The sequence below is a fragment of the Pseudomonas prosekii genome (assembly GCF_900105155.1).
Classification (GTDB): Bacteria; Pseudomonadota; Gammaproteobacteria; order Pseudomonadales; family Pseudomonadaceae; genus Aquipseudomonas; species Aquipseudomonas prosekii.
In genome coordinates this window covers 1478942-1494665 of the sequence record NZ_LT629762.1, presented here as the reverse complement: position 1 = coordinate 1494665, position 15724 = coordinate 1478942, and the positions used below count along the sequence as shown (strand labels likewise).

General features: G+C 58.1%; 26 protein-coding genes. 20 read left to right on the top strand and 6 right to left on the bottom strand.

The window, feature by feature from the left end; all coding sequences use genetic code 11:
• Window positions 1–17 precede the first annotated feature (17 nt).
• From BLU01_RS07030 to BLU01_RS07015, 4 genes are all read right to left on the bottom strand, one after another.
• Window positions 18–365: a hypothetical protein gene (locus BLU01_RS07030; RefSeq protein ID WP_092272592.1), complete on the bottom strand. Its 348-nt coding sequence runs from the start codon at window positions 363–365 to the stop codon at window positions 18–20.
• Window positions 366–456: 91 nt separating this feature from the next.
• Window positions 457–771 carry a hypothetical protein gene (locus tag BLU01_RS07025; protein ID WP_092272589.1) on the bottom strand — a complete coding sequence of 105 codons (315 nt, stop codon included), beginning with the start codon at window positions 769–771 and terminating at the stop codon, window positions 457–459.
• Entirely contained in the window at window positions 768–1049 is a 282-nt protein-coding gene (locus tag BLU01_RS07020) for a hypothetical protein (RefSeq protein ID WP_092272586.1), read from the bottom strand. Before BLU01_RS07020 ends, BLU01_RS07025 begins: the two co-directional genes overlap by 4 nt.
• Window positions 1050–1299: 250 nt before the next feature.
• On the bottom strand, window positions 1300–1683 hold the full coding sequence (locus tag BLU01_RS07015) for a response regulator transcription factor (RefSeq protein WP_092272583.1): 384 nt from the start codon (window positions 1681–1683) through the stop codon (window positions 1300–1302).
• A gap of 415 nt (window positions 1684–2098) precedes the next feature.
• Here BLU01_RS07015 and BLU01_RS07010 point away from each other — a divergent pair, with 415 nt between their 5' ends.
• Window positions 2099–2419 carry a DUF1654 domain-containing protein gene (locus BLU01_RS07010; RefSeq protein WP_092272580.1) on the top strand — a complete coding sequence of 107 codons (321 nt, stop codon included), beginning with the start codon at window positions 2099–2101 and terminating at the stop codon, window positions 2417–2419.
• Between the two features lie 61 nt (window positions 2420–2480).
• Here the strand turns inward: BLU01_RS07010 and BLU01_RS07005 are convergent, their stop codons facing one another.
• A complete protein-coding gene (locus BLU01_RS07005) occupies window positions 2481–3335 on the bottom strand; it encodes an XRE family transcriptional regulator (RefSeq protein WP_092272577.1) in 855 nt (284 codons plus the stop codon).
• 88 nt (window positions 3336–3423) lie between these two features.
• Here BLU01_RS07005 and BLU01_RS07000 point away from each other — a divergent pair, with 88 nt between their 5' ends.
• On the top strand, window positions 3424–3603 hold the full coding sequence (locus BLU01_RS07000; RefSeq protein WP_092272574.1) for a Cro/CI family transcriptional regulator: 180 nt from the start codon (window positions 3424–3426) through the stop codon (window positions 3601–3603).
• A 193-nt stretch (window positions 3604–3796) separates the two neighbouring features.
• Here the strand turns inward: BLU01_RS07000 and BLU01_RS06995 are convergent, their stop codons facing one another.
• Window positions 3797–4027 carry a hypothetical protein gene (locus BLU01_RS06995; RefSeq protein WP_092272571.1) on the bottom strand — a complete coding sequence of 77 codons (231 nt, stop codon included), beginning with the start codon at window positions 4025–4027 and terminating at the stop codon, window positions 3797–3799.
• Window positions 4028–4376: 349 nt separating this feature from the next.
• On the opposite strand from BLU01_RS06995, the gene BLU01_RS06990 reads away from it, so the two are divergent.
• The 18 genes from BLU01_RS06990 to BLU01_RS06905 all read left to right on the top strand — a co-directional run bounded on the left by BLU01_RS06990 (window position 4377) and on the right by BLU01_RS06905 (window position 15721).
• Entirely contained in the window at window positions 4377–5084 is a 708-nt protein-coding gene (locus BLU01_RS06990) for a helix-turn-helix domain-containing protein (protein WP_092272568.1), read from the top strand.
• Window positions 5077–6447, top strand: a complete 1371-nt coding sequence (dnaB, locus tag BLU01_RS06985) for a replicative DNA helicase (RefSeq protein ID WP_092272565.1) — start codon at window positions 5077–5079, stop codon at window positions 6445–6447. Before BLU01_RS06990 ends, dnaB begins: the two co-directional genes overlap by 8 nt.
• Window positions 6447–6665, top strand: a complete 219-nt coding sequence (locus tag BLU01_RS06980; protein WP_092272562.1) for a DUF3310 domain-containing protein — start codon at window positions 6447–6449, stop codon at window positions 6663–6665. The genes dnaB and BLU01_RS06980 overlap by 1 nt, the downstream gene beginning before the upstream one ends.
• On the top strand, window positions 6662–6964 hold the full coding sequence (locus BLU01_RS06975) for a nuclease domain-containing protein (protein ID WP_092272559.1): 303 nt from the start codon (window positions 6662–6664) through the stop codon (window positions 6962–6964). The genes BLU01_RS06980 and BLU01_RS06975 overlap by 4 nt, the downstream gene beginning before the upstream one ends.
• Window positions 6965–7070: 106 nt before the next feature.
• Entirely contained in the window at window positions 7071–7502 is a 432-nt protein-coding gene (locus tag BLU01_RS06970; protein WP_092272556.1) for a VRR-NUC domain-containing protein, read from the top strand.
• A complete protein-coding gene (locus BLU01_RS06965; RefSeq protein WP_092272553.1) occupies window positions 7499–8785 on the top strand; it encodes a tyrosine-type recombinase/integrase in 1287 nt (428 codons plus the stop codon). Before BLU01_RS06970 ends, BLU01_RS06965 begins: the two co-directional genes overlap by 4 nt.
• A gap of 5 nt (window positions 8786–8790) precedes the next feature.
• Window positions 8791–9108: a hypothetical protein gene (locus tag BLU01_RS06960; RefSeq protein ID WP_092281503.1), complete on the top strand. Its 318-nt coding sequence runs from the start codon at window positions 8791–8793 to the stop codon at window positions 9106–9108.
• A 3-nt stretch (window positions 9109–9111) separates the two neighbouring features.
• On the top strand, window positions 9112–9465 hold the full coding sequence (locus BLU01_RS06955; protein ID WP_092272550.1) for an antiterminator Q family protein: 354 nt from the start codon (window positions 9112–9114) through the stop codon (window positions 9463–9465).
• Window positions 9466–9678: 213 nt separating this feature from the next.
• Window positions 9679–10002: a phage holin, lambda family gene (locus BLU01_RS06950; RefSeq protein WP_092272547.1), complete on the top strand. Its 324-nt coding sequence runs from the start codon at window positions 9679–9681 to the stop codon at window positions 10000–10002.
• The gene (locus BLU01_RS06945) at window positions 9999–10376 is read left to right on the top strand and encodes a hypothetical protein (RefSeq protein ID WP_092272545.1); all 378 of its coding nucleotides are present in this window, start codon (window positions 9999–10001) and stop codon (window positions 10374–10376) included. The genes BLU01_RS06950 and BLU01_RS06945 overlap by 4 nt, the downstream gene beginning before the upstream one ends.
• Window positions 10345–10533 (top strand): hypothetical protein, encoded by a 189-nt coding sequence (locus BLU01_RS27970; protein ID WP_231987134.1) that lies wholly within the window; start codon window positions 10345–10347, stop codon window positions 10531–10533. Before BLU01_RS06945 ends, BLU01_RS27970 begins: the two co-directional genes overlap by 32 nt.
• Window positions 10534–10604: 71 nt before the next feature.
• Window positions 10605–10784, top strand: a complete 180-nt coding sequence (locus BLU01_RS27530) for a hypothetical protein (protein WP_157720148.1) — start codon at window positions 10605–10607, stop codon at window positions 10782–10784.
• Window positions 10775–11149, top strand: a complete 375-nt coding sequence (locus BLU01_RS06930; RefSeq protein ID WP_092272538.1) for an HNH endonuclease — start codon at window positions 10775–10777, stop codon at window positions 11147–11149. The genes BLU01_RS27530 and BLU01_RS06930 overlap by 10 nt, the downstream gene beginning before the upstream one ends.
• Window positions 11150–11308: 159 nt before the next feature.
• Complete coding sequence (locus BLU01_RS06925) at window positions 11309–11794, top strand: phage terminase small subunit P27 family (protein WP_092272534.1); 486 nt, start codon at window positions 11309–11311, stop codon at window positions 11792–11794.
• Complete coding sequence (locus BLU01_RS06920; RefSeq protein ID WP_092272531.1) at window positions 11794–13521, top strand: terminase large subunit; 1728 nt, start codon at window positions 11794–11796, stop codon at window positions 13519–13521. Before BLU01_RS06925 ends, BLU01_RS06920 begins: the two co-directional genes overlap by 1 nt.
• Window positions 13522–13528: 7 nt before the next feature.
• Entirely contained in the window at window positions 13529–13693 is a 165-nt protein-coding gene (locus tag BLU01_RS27755) for a hypothetical protein (protein ID WP_092272528.1), read from the top strand.
• A complete protein-coding gene (locus tag BLU01_RS06910) occupies window positions 13686–15023 on the top strand; it encodes a phage portal protein (RefSeq protein ID WP_197675582.1) in 1338 nt (445 codons plus the stop codon). The genes BLU01_RS27755 and BLU01_RS06910 overlap by 8 nt, the downstream gene beginning before the upstream one ends.
• Entirely contained in the window at window positions 15020–15721 is a 702-nt protein-coding gene (locus BLU01_RS06905; RefSeq protein ID WP_092272525.1) for an HK97 family phage prohead protease, read from the top strand. Before BLU01_RS06910 ends, BLU01_RS06905 begins: the two co-directional genes overlap by 4 nt.
• Window positions 15722–15724 lie beyond the last annotated feature (3 nt).

Here is a 15724-nt window from a genome sequence, read left to right as displayed (position 1 = left end):
GGAAGGGTTGCGGAAGATCAGGTGCGGCGCGGGATTGGTGCCTCATCTCGGGTGAACATTTGGTCGTGCTTCTCGGCGAACAGCGAGATTTTGCCGCCGCTGCCGACGTGCATGGGCGTGTCCAGGCTGGTGTTCTCGCTGCGGGTACCGCGCTTGGTCGGTACCTTGTAGTCGAGCTTGTGCTTGATTTTCACCTGGCTGGATTCGCCGATCTGGCTGAAGTCCAAGGTGATCACCAGCTTGCCGACCTTGCCGTGATCCACTACGCCAGCGGCGACTTCGGAAAGGGCGTGGCCGATTTGGCTGGCGAAAGCGCCGCCGTTGAGCTCTTCGAGGAACTCGGCGGTATCTGTAGGGGTGGACATGGCTTTTTCTCCGGGATGGCCAAGAGGCCGCTGGGTGGAAGGTCAAAATGCGATTGGTGTCGGCGCTGGCGCACCTGGTTGCTGAGTCGCTTCACTGCGGCGCCTGGAACTTGATGCTGTTCTCTGCGGCAATCACCCTGGCGCGTTTCGTTTCGATGCCCATCTGCTTCGCCGCTTCGATGACGGTGATGCCGGACTCGGCGAGTTCTTTGAGCCGTGGCGCCAGTTTGTCGCGCTCGGTGCGCAGCTTGCTGCTGTGGGCGCAGCCGAAACCGGCCACCTTCTCGCCACTGACGCCGGAGGGGATTTCCTGCACCGCGTGACCGGCGCCGAAGTACTGATCCAGTTGCTGGTTCAGGTTGGCGATGATCGAGTCTCGCGGGTTGACGATTGGCACGCCGATCATTTGCGCTCACCCGAAAGCGAGAGCTTGATGCCATCGGCGCGCGCTTCGAGTACCTGCGCGAAGTTGATCGCTTCTTTCCACGTCCAGCGGAAGCCCTTGGTAAGACCGCTGGAGCGCTCGACGATGTGATACGCGTTGCCCTTCGTGACGACCTGGTAGCGAATCTGTTGCACGGGTTGCTCCCTGCCGATCAATTGATAGAAGGCGGCGGTGGCGATGCTTGCGCGGGCACGCAGGGCGGCAACCCCGTCGACTCGCTGTTGAAGTAGTTGGTGCATGGCGATTCCTCGATGGGGTTGCGTTTATTCGTCAGCACTCTGTGAAGGGAGAGTGCTCACGGGTAAGCGCGGCTCAAAAGAAAGGCCCGTGGACGTTCGGGCCTTTCACAGATGCAGCGATCATTCGAATTGGTCTATTTCATAGCGGTCATCCTCCATTGCGCGCCGTTGGCATCTTGGCGGGCGCTCGCCGCTCTCTGGTGTTGCCTGCAGGTGTCCAGCGTCTGCTGGGTTGGCTTCCGCATTCGATTTACGCGGTCTGTTCGTGAGCCTCGGCGCGCTTGACCATCCGCACCTCCGCAAGACGCCTTTCTGGCGCGCGGCGATCCCTGCGCATTTGCTCATCGTCGATCATTGAATGCATTGCGATGAAGCCTGCGAGGATGAAGCACAGCGGCGAGATGATCTGACGTCGCATCGCCTCGGCCACCAGCGCGGCCCGGCGGGTGACTCCAAGTTTGAACATCGCGTTGGTGAGTCGCTTTGCGACAGTGGCTGGGGAAATGCCTACCTCTCGCGCAATTTCTTTCGCTGTAAGGCCAATTGCTACGAACAGAAGAAACTGCAGCTCTCTCGGTGCAAGACCTCGCCCGAGGTGACCCTTCCATGCGCCATTCGTGATTGCTGCTTCCATCACAAGTACTCCCGGTTGTTTTCCCAATGCACCCGGCCAACCAGGTGCATCAGTGAAAATGTCCGTCCTATTACCGCCGGAAGGGGCGGGGCGCATTGCATGCCGGGTCATTCGTGCCTACTGGGCATACACGGTTCTGGCGTTTCACCATCGATCAGCCGTACAGGGTGCTCCTGTCGTTGGCAGGCTTTCGGGCCTGTCTGCTCGCCGGTCGCCGGTAGAGGCAATGCGGTCTGTTGTTTGTTGCGCGGACTGTTAAAGAGCGGTTGGTCCTCGGAAGGCCCGTGCCAACTCTGCTTGTGTTTAAATATGCAAGTCGGCTTGCATTAATAAAAGCATGCTGGTGCTTTGAATGCAAGCACGCTTGTATTTATTTTTTGTACTGTATGGATGTCCAGTATCGAAAGGAGGCAATATGAGCAAGCCGCAGAAGAAAAAAAATGAAGTTGCTAAGCCGGTGATGACTGGCCTCGATCGCTTAGGGTTAAGAGTTTCTTCGATGATCAATCACCCGACTGCGCAGTTGCAGTGCTGGGTGACTGTCCATCGCCTAGACGACGACGGCGATCGGGAATGGGAGGAAGTTATGGGGCTTCTATCCGAGACAGATGATCTTGAAATGACTTTCAACGACGAAGATGAGTCCGTGACATTGAAGTGGAAGAGGGCGGCTGAAGACGATCCGCGAGTTGAAGCCGGAGATTTCGAGGTGGCGGAGGAAGCGGCGCCTTTTTAAAGGCCAAGAAAAGCCCGCAACGAGGCGGGCTTTTTCATGTGCGTTAGCGGTGCACCATTGCTTACGCTTTTTTTGCATTCCAAATCAGCAGGACTTTCGCGTGGATCCTCACGTCTTCGATCAACGCCTGCTGGTTTTCATAGTGCTTGTTGTCCGAGATCAAAAGGTAATGCTCGGCGTCGATCATCTGCAGGCGTTTGATGTAGAGCAGATCGTGCCAGGTGATGACGTAGATACCTTCACCGATGAATTCGGACACGCCACGATCAACAACGACAGGGTCCTTGTCGTTTATCGTGCCTTCCATGCTCTGCCCCCAGCCCGTGATCAGCGCGAGTGCAGCCGCCGAAGTGTAGGTCACCCCTTTTTCACGAAGCACATCCTCACGAACTACCAGATTCCTGATTGCCTCATTGTAATCGGCCGGGACCTGTCCGTGGCCCATCGCTGCGCGGATGTCGTATTGCGGTATCAGTATTTCTTCGGCGGTCGCTTTGATGCCAGAGAAGTCGGCCGCAATCACGTTGCCGGACTTCACTTCTAAAGCCGTCTCTTGAACTGCATCCGCAATTTTTTGCCGGGCATCATCAGGAAGATTTTTCCCATGCTTAGCCAGCATCTGGCGAACGATATCGGCAGAAGACTTTGCCTCCACGGCTGCCTTAAGTGGCGTGCCTTCCTTGCGTGGCGGCGGCTCGCCCTTGCCTGACAGAAGCCAATCAACGGTCGTGTCGTAACCCTCGGCGATCGCGATCAGGTTTTCGTTCTTTATGTTCTCGGTATCCCCGGCAAACCACTGGCGAACAGCTTCATAGCTGACTCCGCAGGTATTCGCCAAGTCACGCTTGAACCCGCGAACGCCAATTTCGGGCTTCCTCGCAAGCACAAGTTTAGTAATTCGATCAGTTGTCTTCATGTGAGCAATCTACAAGTTAGCTTGGCAAGCATGCTTGCTTAGTAAACACAAGCATGCTTGAATTGCCGCATACCCCAAGGAGTCAGCCATGAACCGTGCCGACGCAATTAAACATTTCAAAGGGATCACCCCTCTGGCCAAAGCGCTCGGCATCACATACGAGGCTGTCCGTCAGTGGGGTGACGAGATACCGCAGTTGCGCCAATACCAGCTTGAGCTGTTAACGAATGGCCAGTTAAAGGCAGACACAAAGCAATCCGCGGCATAAGTCATCCCAATAGTCGATTCCCCGTTGAAGACAGTATCGCGGGGATATGGAAGTAGCGGCAGAACCACGGTTTAGCTGTGAATTCATCCAGTACAAAGGAAGGGCATAGAAATGGCGAACAAGAATGTTAAGTCAGGATTTCCAGTAGATGGCAGGGCAGACGAGAAGCTCGACTACCTCGCCAGCTTGATTACTAACGTGAAACTTTCTCAATCCCCGCTAGCAGGCTCTCAATCCCCGCATGGTGAATGCTCTTGCCGCCAACCCATTTCGGCTCGGCCGGAAGGCTCTCCAGTAGGCGCTGAGCATCTTGCTTCAGCTCTTCCACATTCAGATGTGGATTCGACGCAATCGCCTTCCCAACAAGCATAAGAGCTGCAGTAACACCTGCTTCAAATGGCGTGAACACTGTTTGATCTGTCATGTCCGGCCTCCTAGGCCTTTTCGAGTGGAATCAAAAAGCTACCACAGATGCGCCGGACACCTATAACGCCTGAATCGCAGGCATAAAAAAGCCGCCTGGCAGGGCGGCTTCTTCAACAACTTGTAAAACAAAGTGGGGCCATTATGAACACGAACACCGCTCCAGGCAATACCCGCCATGTCGCGACATCTTTTGCGAACTCTCCAAACGTGTCGCGACACCAAACCGCCGCAATGCACGCCGCTCTGATGGTGCGTTCTCAGTACTCGCGCGCGGCCAAGTCTCAATTCAGTCGTGAATGCCTTGATCACTTGAAGGCATCACTGGCTGCTGTCCAGGATGTTTCTGCATGAGCACCATTATTATGAGTTTGTGCTGGCCACTGCAGGGCATGAGCGGCCCGCAGAAGGCTGTGCTCATATCGCTGGCTGACAACGCGAACGATGAAGGCGTTTGCTGGCCTTCCGTTGCTCGCATCGCGGAAAGAACCTGCCTTGCTGAGAGAACAGTTCAGACGGCAATCAAGTGGCTTGGCCAGGTCGGATTGCTGTCCGTTCGTGAGCGTATGGGTCGCTCGACAATGTACACCCTTACCCCGGCAGCATATGCACCCCCGCAAACGTCGCACCCCGCAGCAGCCGCACCACCACCCCCGCAGCTCACGACAGAAACCCCCGCAGCAGCCGCACCCAGAACCGTAATAGAACCATCAAGTGAACCGTCACCTCTTGTTGGCGATGAGCAGCCGCCGAAAGTTTCGAAGCCGAAATGCCCAACTCAGGCAATCGTCGATTTGTTCAACAAGACGATTCCAGAGTTTCCTCGAGTCGTGATGTTGACCAAGGATCGGATCGCCAAGATCGGCGCTCGCTGGAGTGAAAGCGATGTGCATCAGGATCTCCAGTTCTGGGCTGAGTACTTCGCTCTTGTGCGTTCGAGCAAGTTCCTGATGGGGGAGGTGTCCGCTTCCGGGGGTAATCCTTTCCGCTGCAACTTCGACTGGCTGATTGCACCGAGTAACTTCGTCAAGGTCGTGGAGGGAAACTACCATGCGTGATCCCTATAGCGTTGAGGCCGAACACGGCGTTCTTGGGGCAATGTTCCTTCGTCCTGAACTGATCGACATTCTCAGCGCCGACCTGACCGTCGATGACTTTTACTACGACGACAACGCCGCGCTTTACCGTGGAATTCTTGCCCTTCATAGCGAAAACAAACCCGCTGACGCCGTCACGGTTGGTCTGTTTCTCGGCGAACTGCCCAGTGGCGACAATGCGGTGGCCTATGCGGCCGAGGTAACCAAGAACACTCCTGGTGCAGCCAACGCAGCCTCCTACGCCGCAACTGTTCGCGAGCGCAGTCTTGACCGGGCCATGATCGAGTTGAGCGTCCGGATCAACGAAATCGCTCATAGCAGCCAGCCTACTGCCGACAAGGTCGCAGCGGTGCAGGCCGAAGCCCAAGCAATCGACGGTCAATCGGCAACCTCTGAGGTGCTGAAGGCGGCGGATATTCTCGATGATTACATTGAGGTGTTGCAGGCCCGAGCGGATCGCGGGGAGGGTATCGACGGCCTGCCCACTGGAATTCCGGATCTGGACGAAAAGCTGCAGGGGCTCAAGCCGGAGCAGCTGATCGTCATTGCTGGTCGTCCGGCGATGGGCAAAACAACTTTGGCCATGAACATCGCTTCTAACGCCGCTATCCGCGAAGCGGCAAGCGTGATGGTGTTCAGCCTTGAGATGCACAACACCGGACTGATGGATCGCTTCATGGCGTCCGAAGGCCGTGTTCCGCTGCAACTGATCAAGAACGGAAAAGCACCCCACAGCCACGGCGCCGAGTTGATGAGCGCTGCTGCAAAACTCAAGCATTCGAAGCTGTACATCTCGGACCGGCCAACGATGACTATTAACCGGATCAGATCGGCTGCCCGCCGCCACAAGCGCCGCCACGGCCTGGATCTGATCGTTATCGACTATCTGCAGCTCATGGAATCTGACTCGCGCACCTTCAGCCGTGAGCAGGAGGTCAGCCACATGACCCGCAGTGCCAAGAACATGGCTCGGGAGCTGGGTGTGCCGGTGATCCTGCTCAGCCAACTTTCGCGCAAGTGTGAGGAGCGTCCGAACAAGCGGCCGCTGAACTCGGACCTTCGCGAGTCCGGCGCCATCGAGCAAGACGCCGACATCATTCTGTTCGTGTACCGAGACGAGGTTTACCACGAACACAGCGAAGCCAAGGGTATCGCCGAAATAATCATCGGCAAAGGCCGGGACATCGAAACCGGCACCGTGCGAACGGCATTCCTCGGCCAATACAGTCGATTCGAGCAGTTGGCAGCGGGCTGGGTAGAGCCGCCAAAGGCCGCGAAAGTCACCAGCATGGCCGATCGCTATGCGAGCAAGGAGAGGTTCTGATGAGCGCACTCGAAAAGCAGGTATCGGGCGGCCATTACAAGTCGCTGAAGATTCAGCCGATTGAATACATCCACGCCAACGGCATCCCGTTCGCTGAGGGTAGTGTCATCAAGTATGTGACGCGGTGGCGAGACAAGGGCGGTATCGCCGATTTGGAGAAGGCAAAGCACTTCCTCGAGCTGTTGATCGAGCTTGAGCAGGCGAGCGCGCCGGAATGAAGGTGACGTCAAAGAAACTCCGCGCCTCGGCGAACGGCCAAGACTGCACGGTCCGCCTGCCTGGCGTCTGCAACTTCAACCCAGCCACCACCGTGCTCGCGCATCTACCTTGCGGCCAGAAGGGCATGGGCATGAAGGGCTTCGACACTGTCGCGGTTTATGCCTGCTGCGCATGCCATGACGTCATCGACGGTCGCGGCGCCGGCGACGTGGATTGGCAGGACATGCCGCGCGCGATCGCCGAAACACATGAGGCCTTGATCCGGGCCGGAATTCTGACCGTAAAGGGGGCAACATGATCGAGCCAAAGTCTTTTCTTCTAGTTTTGGTCCTGGCCTGTTGGGCGATCCGGGAGCTGTGCGGCCTGATTGATCGCCGGTACCGGAAAGCGCGTGGTGAACACCGATGAATCCCGCAGCCATGCGACTGTTCAAGACGAAGCCGGTTCGCGCCAAGTCCATCGACCGCGAAGGCCTTGAGCAGGCAGCGCTGATTGCCGAACTCCGCGCGCGGATGCCGGCCGTCGCCGACCTGATCTATCACGTCCCAAACGGCGGGCACCGGCACAAGGCAGTAGCCGCGAAACTGAAGCAGCAGGGCGTGGTGGCCGGCATCCCTGACTTGGTGCTGACGATGGCGCGCGGCGGGTACTTCGGCTTGTACATCGAGTTCAAGGCCACGCCGCCGAACGATGCTGCCATCTCGGCCAGCCAACACGAGCGCATTCGCAAACTCAACGAGCAGGGTTATCTCGCCGTGGTTTGCCGTGGCCACTTCGATGCGATGGAGCAGATTCGCGCTTATCTCCGGCTCGCTCCTACAGTGGTGGCTGCATGACTTTGGCCGTTGCCTTCTCCGACGCTGAGATTCGTCGCCGTGCCGATGATCCGTCAGCCGTGCTGATGCGCGACCCTCGCCACCCCGGCCTGTACTTCCGTTTCACCGAGGCGCGGCCACGCGGGACGTGGAGTTTGGTGGTGCGCAAGAAGTGGAACCGGATCGGGGCCTATCCCGATCTGTCGGCAAAGGCTGTGCTGGCCGCACTGCCTGATCTGCGCATGCAACTGGCTGCGGATCCGCAAGCCGGGGCGACCGTATCGGCATGGTCGACACTGGGCGAGCTGCTGAAGTGGTACGCCGACCGCATGAGCCGCGACCGCAACCTCTCCGACAAGCGCAAGGCCACGGGCAAGTCCGCGATCGCCTGCCACCTTATCCCGCGCGTGGGTGATTTGCCGCTGGCGGATGTGCGTCATGGCACCCTGGACACTCAGTTGATGTGGCCGCTTCAGGAGACGCTATCACTTGAGTTCGTCCGGCTGATCTTCGGCCTGCTTGTGGTCGCGTGCCGCCAGGCGCATACGCTGTGCCTGATCCCTTCCAACCCGATGACGGGCATCAAGTTCAGTGACTTCTCCAAGACCAAGATCAAGGCCAAACCGGCACGCCTTCGCGGTGTGCAGATCGAGGCGTTGCTCAGCCAGCTGCAGGATCTGTGGGGGAGGGAGCCACAACCGGCCATGCTCGCCTTGATGATGCTCTGCCACGGCACGCGCATCGGTGAAACCCGCAAAGCACAGTGGTCGCACATCAGCCTTGCCGAGCGCACCTGGTATCTGCCGGTGGGCAATACCAAGACCCGCGTCGAGCACTCGCTCCCACTGACCGATCAGGTCTGCACCCTTCTAATCCGGTACCGCGAGACGCAGCAGGCGAACCATTACGACGGTGATTGCCTGTTTCGCTCCCACAGCGGAAAACCGCTGAGCGAAGGCCAGGCCAGCGCCGTGTTCACCGGGCTAGGGAAGGGAGAGTGGAGCAGTCACGACCTGCGCAAGTTGGCCCGCACTGGCTGGGCAGACCTCGGCATCGACTTCCTGATCGGCGAGATGCTGATCAACCACGCCATGGGCCACAACGTGCAGGCCTACATCCACACCACCGTTGAGGAGCGCAAGCGCGCCGCCCTCGAACTGTGGCACGCCCATTTAGACCAGAAGGGTTTTGCCCTGATTCACGGGTTGGAGGGCGGTAGAAACGAAAATTCGGTAAATGCTCTACAAGCCACGGAACATAAGGCTTGCGACCCTATTCAAGAATCAACCATAGGCGAGGTTTAAAAATGATGAAAAAGCAGCATGGCCCCGCCTTCAAGGTCGATCAAGTCGACTTGGCTCAGTGCCTGGCATGCAAGGGCAGGGCGGTTGTGAAAGGCGTTTTTCATGATCTGGCCTGCATCCAGTGCAACGCCTCCGGCTGGGTTACTGCCGACACTGGCGAGGTGCTGCCGCTGGATGTGCTGGTAACTCAGCTGAGCATCCGCCTGCAGGCCGCAGATCATCAACTTGCGCAATTTCGCAAGTTGGAGGTATGCGGTGCTGGCCGGCAGTACGAACAGAACAACCGCCGCGGTGCCGGCGGCACTAATTACACAGGGGATTGATCCATGGCATTCACACCGACATTTAAAGAGCGTACCGCCGAGGATCTGCTGGAGCATTGGGGCCGCTGGGTTGTCCTGGGCTCCGGAGTTTCCTGCTGTGCGTCTCGCGAGAACACGATCCTTTCACCGATGATCACCGACGACGACGCGCTGATGATCGATGGCTTGATGGGCCGGCTGCTCAAGCGCTACCCGGAATGCGGCCAAGTGCTCATGCGGTACTACACCAGTCGAGACACCTCGCTCATGGAGGTTGGCAAGAAAATGAAGTTTGGCGAGGAGAAGACTCGGCAGCTCTGGAAGGCTGGAGTTGCGTGGATTGATGGAGCTCTCGATATTCGTCGCGAAGCCGCTTGACAGGGCCGGGGACGAACTATAGATTTCAGTTACTTTGCGGTTTTTCCGCGTGCAAAGCCCGTCTCTGAGATGGGCTTTTTGCTTTCTACAGTTATTTGAGCCTCGGCATTTGCCGGGGCTTTTTCGTTTTCGGCTCCGCCACACCCATCGCTCTGAGCTGGGAGTGCTGTTGGAGCTGAATCTATTTTGCTCCCCGAGAGGGAGGATTCCGAGATGCCGGCCATGCCTGATAAGCCAGACACGTGGGCCAAGTTCTTGGAGGCCTTGAGCAATCCGCTATGGCAGGGCGCAATCATGGCCGTCACCGTCTCCCTACTGCGCATCATGTATGACGCAAAAGAAACCAGTAAGCGTCGAATCTTCTTCGAGTCGCTGATCTGTGGAGCGCTGAGCCTGGTTGCGTCGAGCCTCATCGAGTGGATGGCCTGGCCTCCTAGCCTTTCAGTTGCCGCCGGCGGAACGATCGGTTTCCTTGGCGTTACAGCGATACGCGAACTGGTGACCCGGTTCCTCGGTCGCAAGGCGGATGCCGCATGAAGGCAGTAGCCGCAGCAATCATCATTGCCCTGGTCGCATTCCTGCTCATCGGGATTCAGCAGTACCGCGTTGTCGCTCTGCGCGGCGAGGTGGCTGTCGAAACCCGCAGCAAGGATGACGCCATCAAGGCCAACACCGAAAGCCAGGCCACCATCACCACGCTCCTGGCCGAAGCCCAGCGCAACGCTGACTACCTGAAAGACCTGAACAAGCGAATCAAGGCCAGCGAAGACAAAGCCAAAAAGGCGAGGAAAGACTTTGAAGATCTCAAGCGCAACAGCAAGCCTGTTCGTGATTGGGCTGCTCAGCCTCTGCCTGACGGCCTGCGCGGGAAAGCCGGCAGTGGTAACAAAGACCCAGGCCGTAAGAATTGAAGCGCCCGAGCTGATCCCCTGTGAGCGGGTAGACCCCGACGAGACTGACCTTCGCCTGAATGGCGATGTGTGGGAGCTCAAGGATCAGGCCATCAAGCTGCTCGACACGTGTGCTGACCAGGTGGATGCACAGATCAAGCGCAGTCAGAGCAAGTAGAGGGCTGGCCATGGCATGCGGTGGATGCGCCGCCCGGCGCGAATGGATCAACAAGTGGAGCAAGGTGGCATATGAACGATCCATTGATCTTATTGCTGGAAAGAATGGTGAGCGCTCAAGAGAGCACGGCCCAGTCGATGAGCCAGGTAGCCGAGAGGCTGGATCTACTGATCCAAGCGATGGGCGAGGATGAGCCAGAAGATCCTGATGCCCAGCCTCGCAGGTACATGGACGGCTCGCCATGCCGCTGAGGCCGCAGAAGCCATGCAACGCACAGGGCTGCAACACGCTCACGCGTAACCCACGCTACTGTGATGAGCACGCTCACCTACTGAAGAGCATGGCGCGGGCCAAGCCTCGGGAGAGCAGCACGAAGCGTAACTACAACTACAAGTGGCAGCAGGCCCGCGCTGGCTTCCTCGCCAAGTACCCGCTTTGCCGGCATTGCTCAGCGCGTGGGCTGGTGGTTGTGGCAACCGACGTCGACCACATCATCCCGCACAAGAACGATATGGCCCTGTTCTGGGACAAGACCAACTGGCAAAGCCTTTGCGGTCCGTGCCACTCGGCCAAGACGGCCGCCGAAGACGGTGGATTCGGCAATGCGCGGCGCTGAAAGCAGAAAAGTCTCGAAAAAACAGCGAAAACCGGTCAAATGAGAGCGATTCGCGATCAGGGGGTAGGGGAGGGTCGAAAGTTCAGGCCCTTTGGCTTCTAGACCGCGCCCTCAAGGCTTCTTACACACCCGCGAAATTAAAAATTCAGGAGTTGCGCGATGGGAGGCACCGCCACGGTCGCCGGCCGTGGTCGCAAACCCAAGCCAACGGCCAAGAAAGCATTGGCTGGAAACCCTGGCAAGCGTGCGCTGAACACTGCCGAGCCCCAGTTTTCCAAGATCACCCAGATAGACCCGCCGGAGTGGTTCAGCCCTCGGGCCGCCACCATGTGGAAAATGATTGTTCCCGAGCTGCTGCGCGAAAACGTAGTCGCGATCACCGATCTGCATAACGTCGAAGCATTCTGCTCCGCCTATGACAACTGGCGAATGGCTCAGGAGTCGATCAAGGAGCACGGCATCGTCGTGTCCGGTGCCACTGGCGGCCCGATGAAAAATCCTGCGTTGACCGCTGCCAACGAGACGATGCGCCAGATGGTGACATTCGGCTCGATGCTGGGTTTGGACCCGGCCAGCCGCACGCGCCTGATTGGTGGCAATAAGGAGAAAGAAACCAACGAATTCGCCAAACTACTGAGTAGCTGATGACCAAATCTGCCCACCCCAACGTCGACAAAGCGACGGCCTGGGGTCGGTCATTGCTTCGCGGGAAGGTTCCGGCGTGCCGCTACATCCACCAGGCAGTACAGCGTCACTTCGACGACCTGGCCGCCAGCCGCAAACGCGGCTTCCGTTTCAAGTTTGACCCGATCAAGGCGGAGAAGAAGCTGAAGCTGATGCAGCTCCTGCCGCATACAAAGGGCGAGTGGGCATTCAAGCGTCAGCTGATCAGCCTTGAGCCTTGGCAATTGTTCGGCCTGGCCGTCACGTTTGGCTGGGTCAAAAAGAAAGGCGGCCACCGCCGGTTCCGTGAAAGCTATTGGGAAGTGCCTCGGAAGAACGGCAAATCCGTTGTCGCGGGCGGCGTGGGCATCAGCATGTTCGTTGCCGACGGCGAGTTCGGCGCCGAAGTGTATGCCGGGGCGACCACGGAGAAACAGGCGTGGGAAGTTTTCCGCCCGGCCAAGCTGATGGTGAGCAAGTCGCCCATGCTGATCCAGGCCGCGGGCATCGAGGTCAACGCTTCGAACATGAACATCCCGTCCGACTTCAGTCGCTTCGAACCACTGATTGGCAACCCTGGCGACGGCGCATCACCCAGCTGCGCGATCGTCGACGAATACCACGAACACCCAACGTCGGCCCAGTACGACACCATGCTCACCGGTATGGGTGCCCGCCGGCAGCCGCTGATGTTCATCATCACCACCGCCGGCGCCGATATCGAAGGGCCTTGCTACGACAAACGGCGCCAGGTCGTGGAGATGCTGGCCGGCACCGTGCCTGACGAAGAGTTGTTCGGCTGGATCTGGACCCTCGATGAGGGTGATGACTGGACCGATCCAAAGATGCTGGCGAAGGCCAACCCGAATCATGGTGTTTCAGTATTCCAAGAGTACCTAGAGAGCCAGCAGGCCAGGGCAATACGCTCGGCTCGCTTCGCGAATACGTTCAAAACGAAGCACCTGAACCTCTGGGTTAGCGCTAAATCCGGCTTCTTCAACATGGAGGACTGGAGATCGTGCGAAGACACCACGCTCACACTCGAGCAGTTCGAGGGGCAGGAGTGGATCGCAGGCTTCGACTTGGCTCGCAAGCTGGACATGAACTCACGGGCGCGTCTGTTCTGGCGTGTCGTAGATGGTAAGACCCACTACTACAGCGTGGCTCCGAAGTTCTGGGTTCCATATGACACCGCGTACGACAGCGACAACAAACGCATGTCCGAACGGTTCCAAGCCTGGATCAATTCAAAGCACCTAGACATAACCGACGGCGCCGAGATTGATTACCGCGAAATCTTCGAAGACACCAAAGAAGCAAATCATCAAGCCCCCGTCCGGGAGTGCCCAATTGACCCACACGGCGCAACCGGTCTCAGTCACGATCTTGACGACGAAGGTTTCAGCCCGATAACGATCACGCAGAACTACACCAACATGTCCGACCCCATGAAGGAGCTCGAGGCGGCTATCACAGCCGGCAGGTTCCATCACGATGGGCATCCAATCATGACGTGGTGTATCGCCAACGTGATCGGCAAGAACATGCCTGGAAACGACGATGTCGTGCGGCCCATAAAGCAGGGTGACGACAACAAGATCGACGGTGCCGTCGCGCTGATCATGGCTATCGGAAGGGCGCTAATTCTGGCCAACGACAACAGCGGCAACATCAGCGACTTCTTTTCAAAACCAATCATTGTTGGATAACTCACCCATGGATACAGGCCTGATCATCTTCATCGTGGCGGCCGTGGCCGCTCTGTGCCTGTTTGTCGCCGGCGTATTTCTCCTAGCCGGTCTCGGTTGGGCCTTAATTGGCGCCGCCGTATCGTTCCTGGCCGCCGCTGGATTCATTCGCAAGGGGCTGATCGGTGAATAAACCTCTCAAGTCAGTATTGCGGCAGGCGCTGTTCAAATCGGCAGAGCCTGGGTTGGTCAAATCTTCTTTGGCGGGTTGGGTTGGACGGCGTATTGGTCTCGGTGATGCAGCCTTTTGGAACGGCTACTACGGCACCGATTCGGCATCCGGCAAAACGGTGAGCCAGCAGACAGCGCTTCAGCTGTCGACGGTGTGGGCCTGCGTTCGGCTCATTGCCGAAACGTTGGCCACTCTCCCGATCGCGCTTTACGAAGATAAAAACGGCGTGCCCGAGGTCGCCACTTCTCACCCGGTACACCGTGTCATCAGCCAGCAGCCGAACGCCGACCAAACCCCTGTGGAGTTCTGGGAATGCGTGGTGGCCAGCTTGCTGCTCAGCGGCAACAGTTTCAATGAGCCCCATTTGGTCGGACGCGATCTTTCTTCGCTGGAGTTCATTCTCCCGCAGTCGGTTTCTCCGCCTCGGCGCACGAGCAGCGGCGCTATCGAATATCGGTTCATCGACAGCGAGGGCAAGCCTCACACGCTGTTTGATGAGCAAATGATGCACACGCGGGGGTTCGGTACGGACCCCATGTTCGGGTTGAGCCCGGTTGCTATGGGTCGCAATGTATTCGGCGCTGCGATGGCTGCCGATGAGTCGGCCAGCAAGATGTTCGCCAATGGGATGAAGCTCGGCGGCGTTCTATCGACCGATCAGATTCTCAACAAAGCACAGCGAGAAGACATCCGTGAGGACATGGCGGCCAAGTTCGCCGGTGCCGTGAACACCGGAAAGACGATGGTTCTGGAAGCGGGGATGAAATATCAGCAGGTGTCGATGAGCCCTGAAGATGCCCAAATGCTGCAAACCCGGGCCTTCAACGTCGAAGAAATCTGCCGGTGGTTTCGTGTTCCGCCTTGGATGGTCGGCCACACATCGAACAGCACCAGCTGGGGCACGGGCATGGAGCAGCAAATGCTCGGGTTCCTGAGCTTCACGCTGTTGCCTTGGATGAAGCGCATCGAGCAGAGCATTAATCGGCGTCTGCTGCGCCCCGAAGAGCGCCGCCGGTTCTACGCCAAGTTCAACCCAGAAGGCTTACTTCGTGCCGATAGCGCTGCTCGCGCCGCCTTCTACAGCTCGATGACCCAGAACGGCATCTACACCCGCGACGAGTGCCGGATTAAAGAGAACCTCGCGCCCAAAGGCGGCAACGCCGAACAGCTCACAGTTCAATCAAACATGCTGCCGATCGACAAGCTCGGCGGCGATGCCGGCGATGCCCAGCAGGCGCGTTCAGCGTTGATTGATTGGCTCAACGACAAGCCAAAAGGTAATTCTGAATGAACCGAAAAGACCAATCGGTGGCGGTGAAGTACCGCTCATTCGACTACGACGTAAAGGCTGTCAGCGATGACGGCCTTTTTTCTGGGTACGGTTCCGTGTTTGGCGTGATCGACAGCTACAACGAAGTCGTTGCCCCGGGTGCGTTTCTGGAATCCATCGCCGATTTGAAGGCGAAGTCTCGATCGCTACCGGTTCTGTGGCAGCACCGTACTGCCGAGCCCATCGGTTCGTGGTCGATGGACACCTTGAAGGAGGACACCAAAGGCCTGTTTGGCGATGGCGAACTCTGGCTGGCTGACGCGCCGTATGCGCGCATCGCCATGCGAGGCATGAAGTCTCGATCTATCACCGGTCTCTCCATCGGCTACTACGTCCGTGAATCCAGCTTCGACGAGAAGACCCGGATCCGGACCCTGACCAAACTCGACTTGGTCGAGATTTCTATCGTGACTGTGCCGGCCAACGACGAGGCCCGAACCGACACCATCAAGTCGAAGCTGGCCCACGGCGGCCTGCCTTCACTTCCTGAATTTGAGCTGCTCCTGCGCGAGGCAGGCTTCTCGAAAACTCAGTCCGCGGTGATTGCCAATCGCGGACTGCAGCATCTGCTCCGGAGCGAGTCCGCGGGCGACCTGGCAGCAATTGAAGTGGTCGAGGCGCTCAAGTCGCGCCCAGCACTGTCCCTCCCTTCGTTTTGAGGA

What these genes read in the sequence shown, in the direction of transcription:
- BLU01_RS07010 (WP_092272580.1), top strand. Translation starts at nt 2,099, where the DNA reads ATGAGCAAGCCGCAGAAGAAAAAAAATGAAGTTGCTAAGCCGGTGATG.
- BLU01_RS06920 (WP_092272531.1), top strand. Translation starts at nt 11,794, where the DNA reads ATGACCAAATCTGCCCACCCCAACGTCGACAAAGCGACGGCCTGGGGT.
- BLU01_RS06930 (WP_092272538.1), top strand. Translation starts at nt 10,775, where the DNA reads ATGCCGCTGAGGCCGCAGAAGCCATGCAACGCACAGGGCTGCAACACG.
- BLU01_RS06905 (WP_092272525.1), top strand. Translation starts at nt 15,020, where the DNA reads ATGAACCGAAAAGACCAATCGGTGGCGGTGAAGTACCGCTCATTCGAC.
- BLU01_RS27755 (WP_092272528.1), top strand. Translation starts at nt 13,529, where the DNA reads ATGGATACAGGCCTGATCATCTTCATCGTGGCGGCCGTGGCCGCTCTG.
- BLU01_RS06990 (WP_092272568.1), top strand. Translation starts at nt 4,377, where the DNA reads ATGAGCACCATTATTATGAGTTTGTGCTGGCCACTGCAGGGCATGAGC.
- BLU01_RS07000 (WP_092272574.1), top strand. Translation starts at nt 3,424, where the DNA reads ATGAACCGTGCCGACGCAATTAAACATTTCAAAGGGATCACCCCTCTG.
- BLU01_RS06995 (WP_092272571.1), bottom strand. Translation starts at nt 4,027, where the DNA reads ATGACAGATCAAACAGTGTTCACGCCATTTGAAGCAGGTGTTACTGCA.
- BLU01_RS06960 (WP_092281503.1), top strand. Translation starts at nt 8,791, where the DNA reads ATGAAAAAGCAGCATGGCCCCGCCTTCAAGGTCGATCAAGTCGACTTG.
- BLU01_RS06955 (WP_092272550.1), top strand. Translation starts at nt 9,112, where the DNA reads ATGGCATTCACACCGACATTTAAAGAGCGTACCGCCGAGGATCTGCTG.
- BLU01_RS06975 (WP_092272559.1), top strand. Translation starts at nt 6,662, where the DNA reads ATGAAGGTGACGTCAAAGAAACTCCGCGCCTCGGCGAACGGCCAAGAC.
- BLU01_RS07020 (WP_092272586.1), bottom strand. Translation starts at nt 1,049, where the DNA reads ATGCACCAACTACTTCAACAGCGAGTCGACGGGGTTGCCGCCCTGCGT.
- BLU01_RS06970 (WP_092272556.1), top strand. Translation starts at nt 7,071, where the DNA reads ATGAATCCCGCAGCCATGCGACTGTTCAAGACGAAGCCGGTTCGCGCC.
- BLU01_RS06950 (WP_092272547.1), top strand. Translation starts at nt 9,679, where the DNA reads ATGCCGGCCATGCCTGATAAGCCAGACACGTGGGCCAAGTTCTTGGAG.
- BLU01_RS06925 (WP_092272534.1), top strand. Translation starts at nt 11,309, where the DNA reads ATGGGAGGCACCGCCACGGTCGCCGGCCGTGGTCGCAAACCCAAGCCA.
- BLU01_RS27530 (WP_157720148.1), top strand. Translation starts at nt 10,605, where the DNA reads ATGAACGATCCATTGATCTTATTGCTGGAAAGAATGGTGAGCGCTCAA.
- BLU01_RS07025 (WP_092272589.1), bottom strand. Translation starts at nt 771, where the DNA reads ATGATCGGCGTGCCAATCGTCAACCCGCGAGACTCGATCATCGCCAAC.
- BLU01_RS07015 (WP_092272583.1), bottom strand. Translation starts at nt 1,683, where the DNA reads ATGGAAGCAGCAATCACGAATGGCGCATGGAAGGGTCACCTCGGGCGA.
- BLU01_RS07030 (WP_092272592.1), bottom strand. Translation starts at nt 365, where the DNA reads ATGTCCACCCCTACAGATACCGCCGAGTTCCTCGAAGAGCTCAACGGC.
- BLU01_RS07005 (WP_092272577.1), bottom strand. Translation starts at nt 3,335, where the DNA reads ATGAAGACAACTGATCGAATTACTAAACTTGTGCTTGCGAGGAAGCCC.
- BLU01_RS06980 (WP_092272562.1), top strand. Translation starts at nt 6,447, where the DNA reads ATGAGCGCACTCGAAAAGCAGGTATCGGGCGGCCATTACAAGTCGCTG.
- BLU01_RS06945 (WP_092272545.1), top strand. Translation starts at nt 9,999, where the DNA reads ATGAAGGCAGTAGCCGCAGCAATCATCATTGCCCTGGTCGCATTCCTG.
- BLU01_RS06965 (WP_092272553.1), top strand. Translation starts at nt 7,499, where the DNA reads ATGACTTTGGCCGTTGCCTTCTCCGACGCTGAGATTCGTCGCCGTGCC.
- dnaB (WP_092272565.1), top strand. Translation starts at nt 5,077, where the DNA reads ATGCGTGATCCCTATAGCGTTGAGGCCGAACACGGCGTTCTTGGGGCA.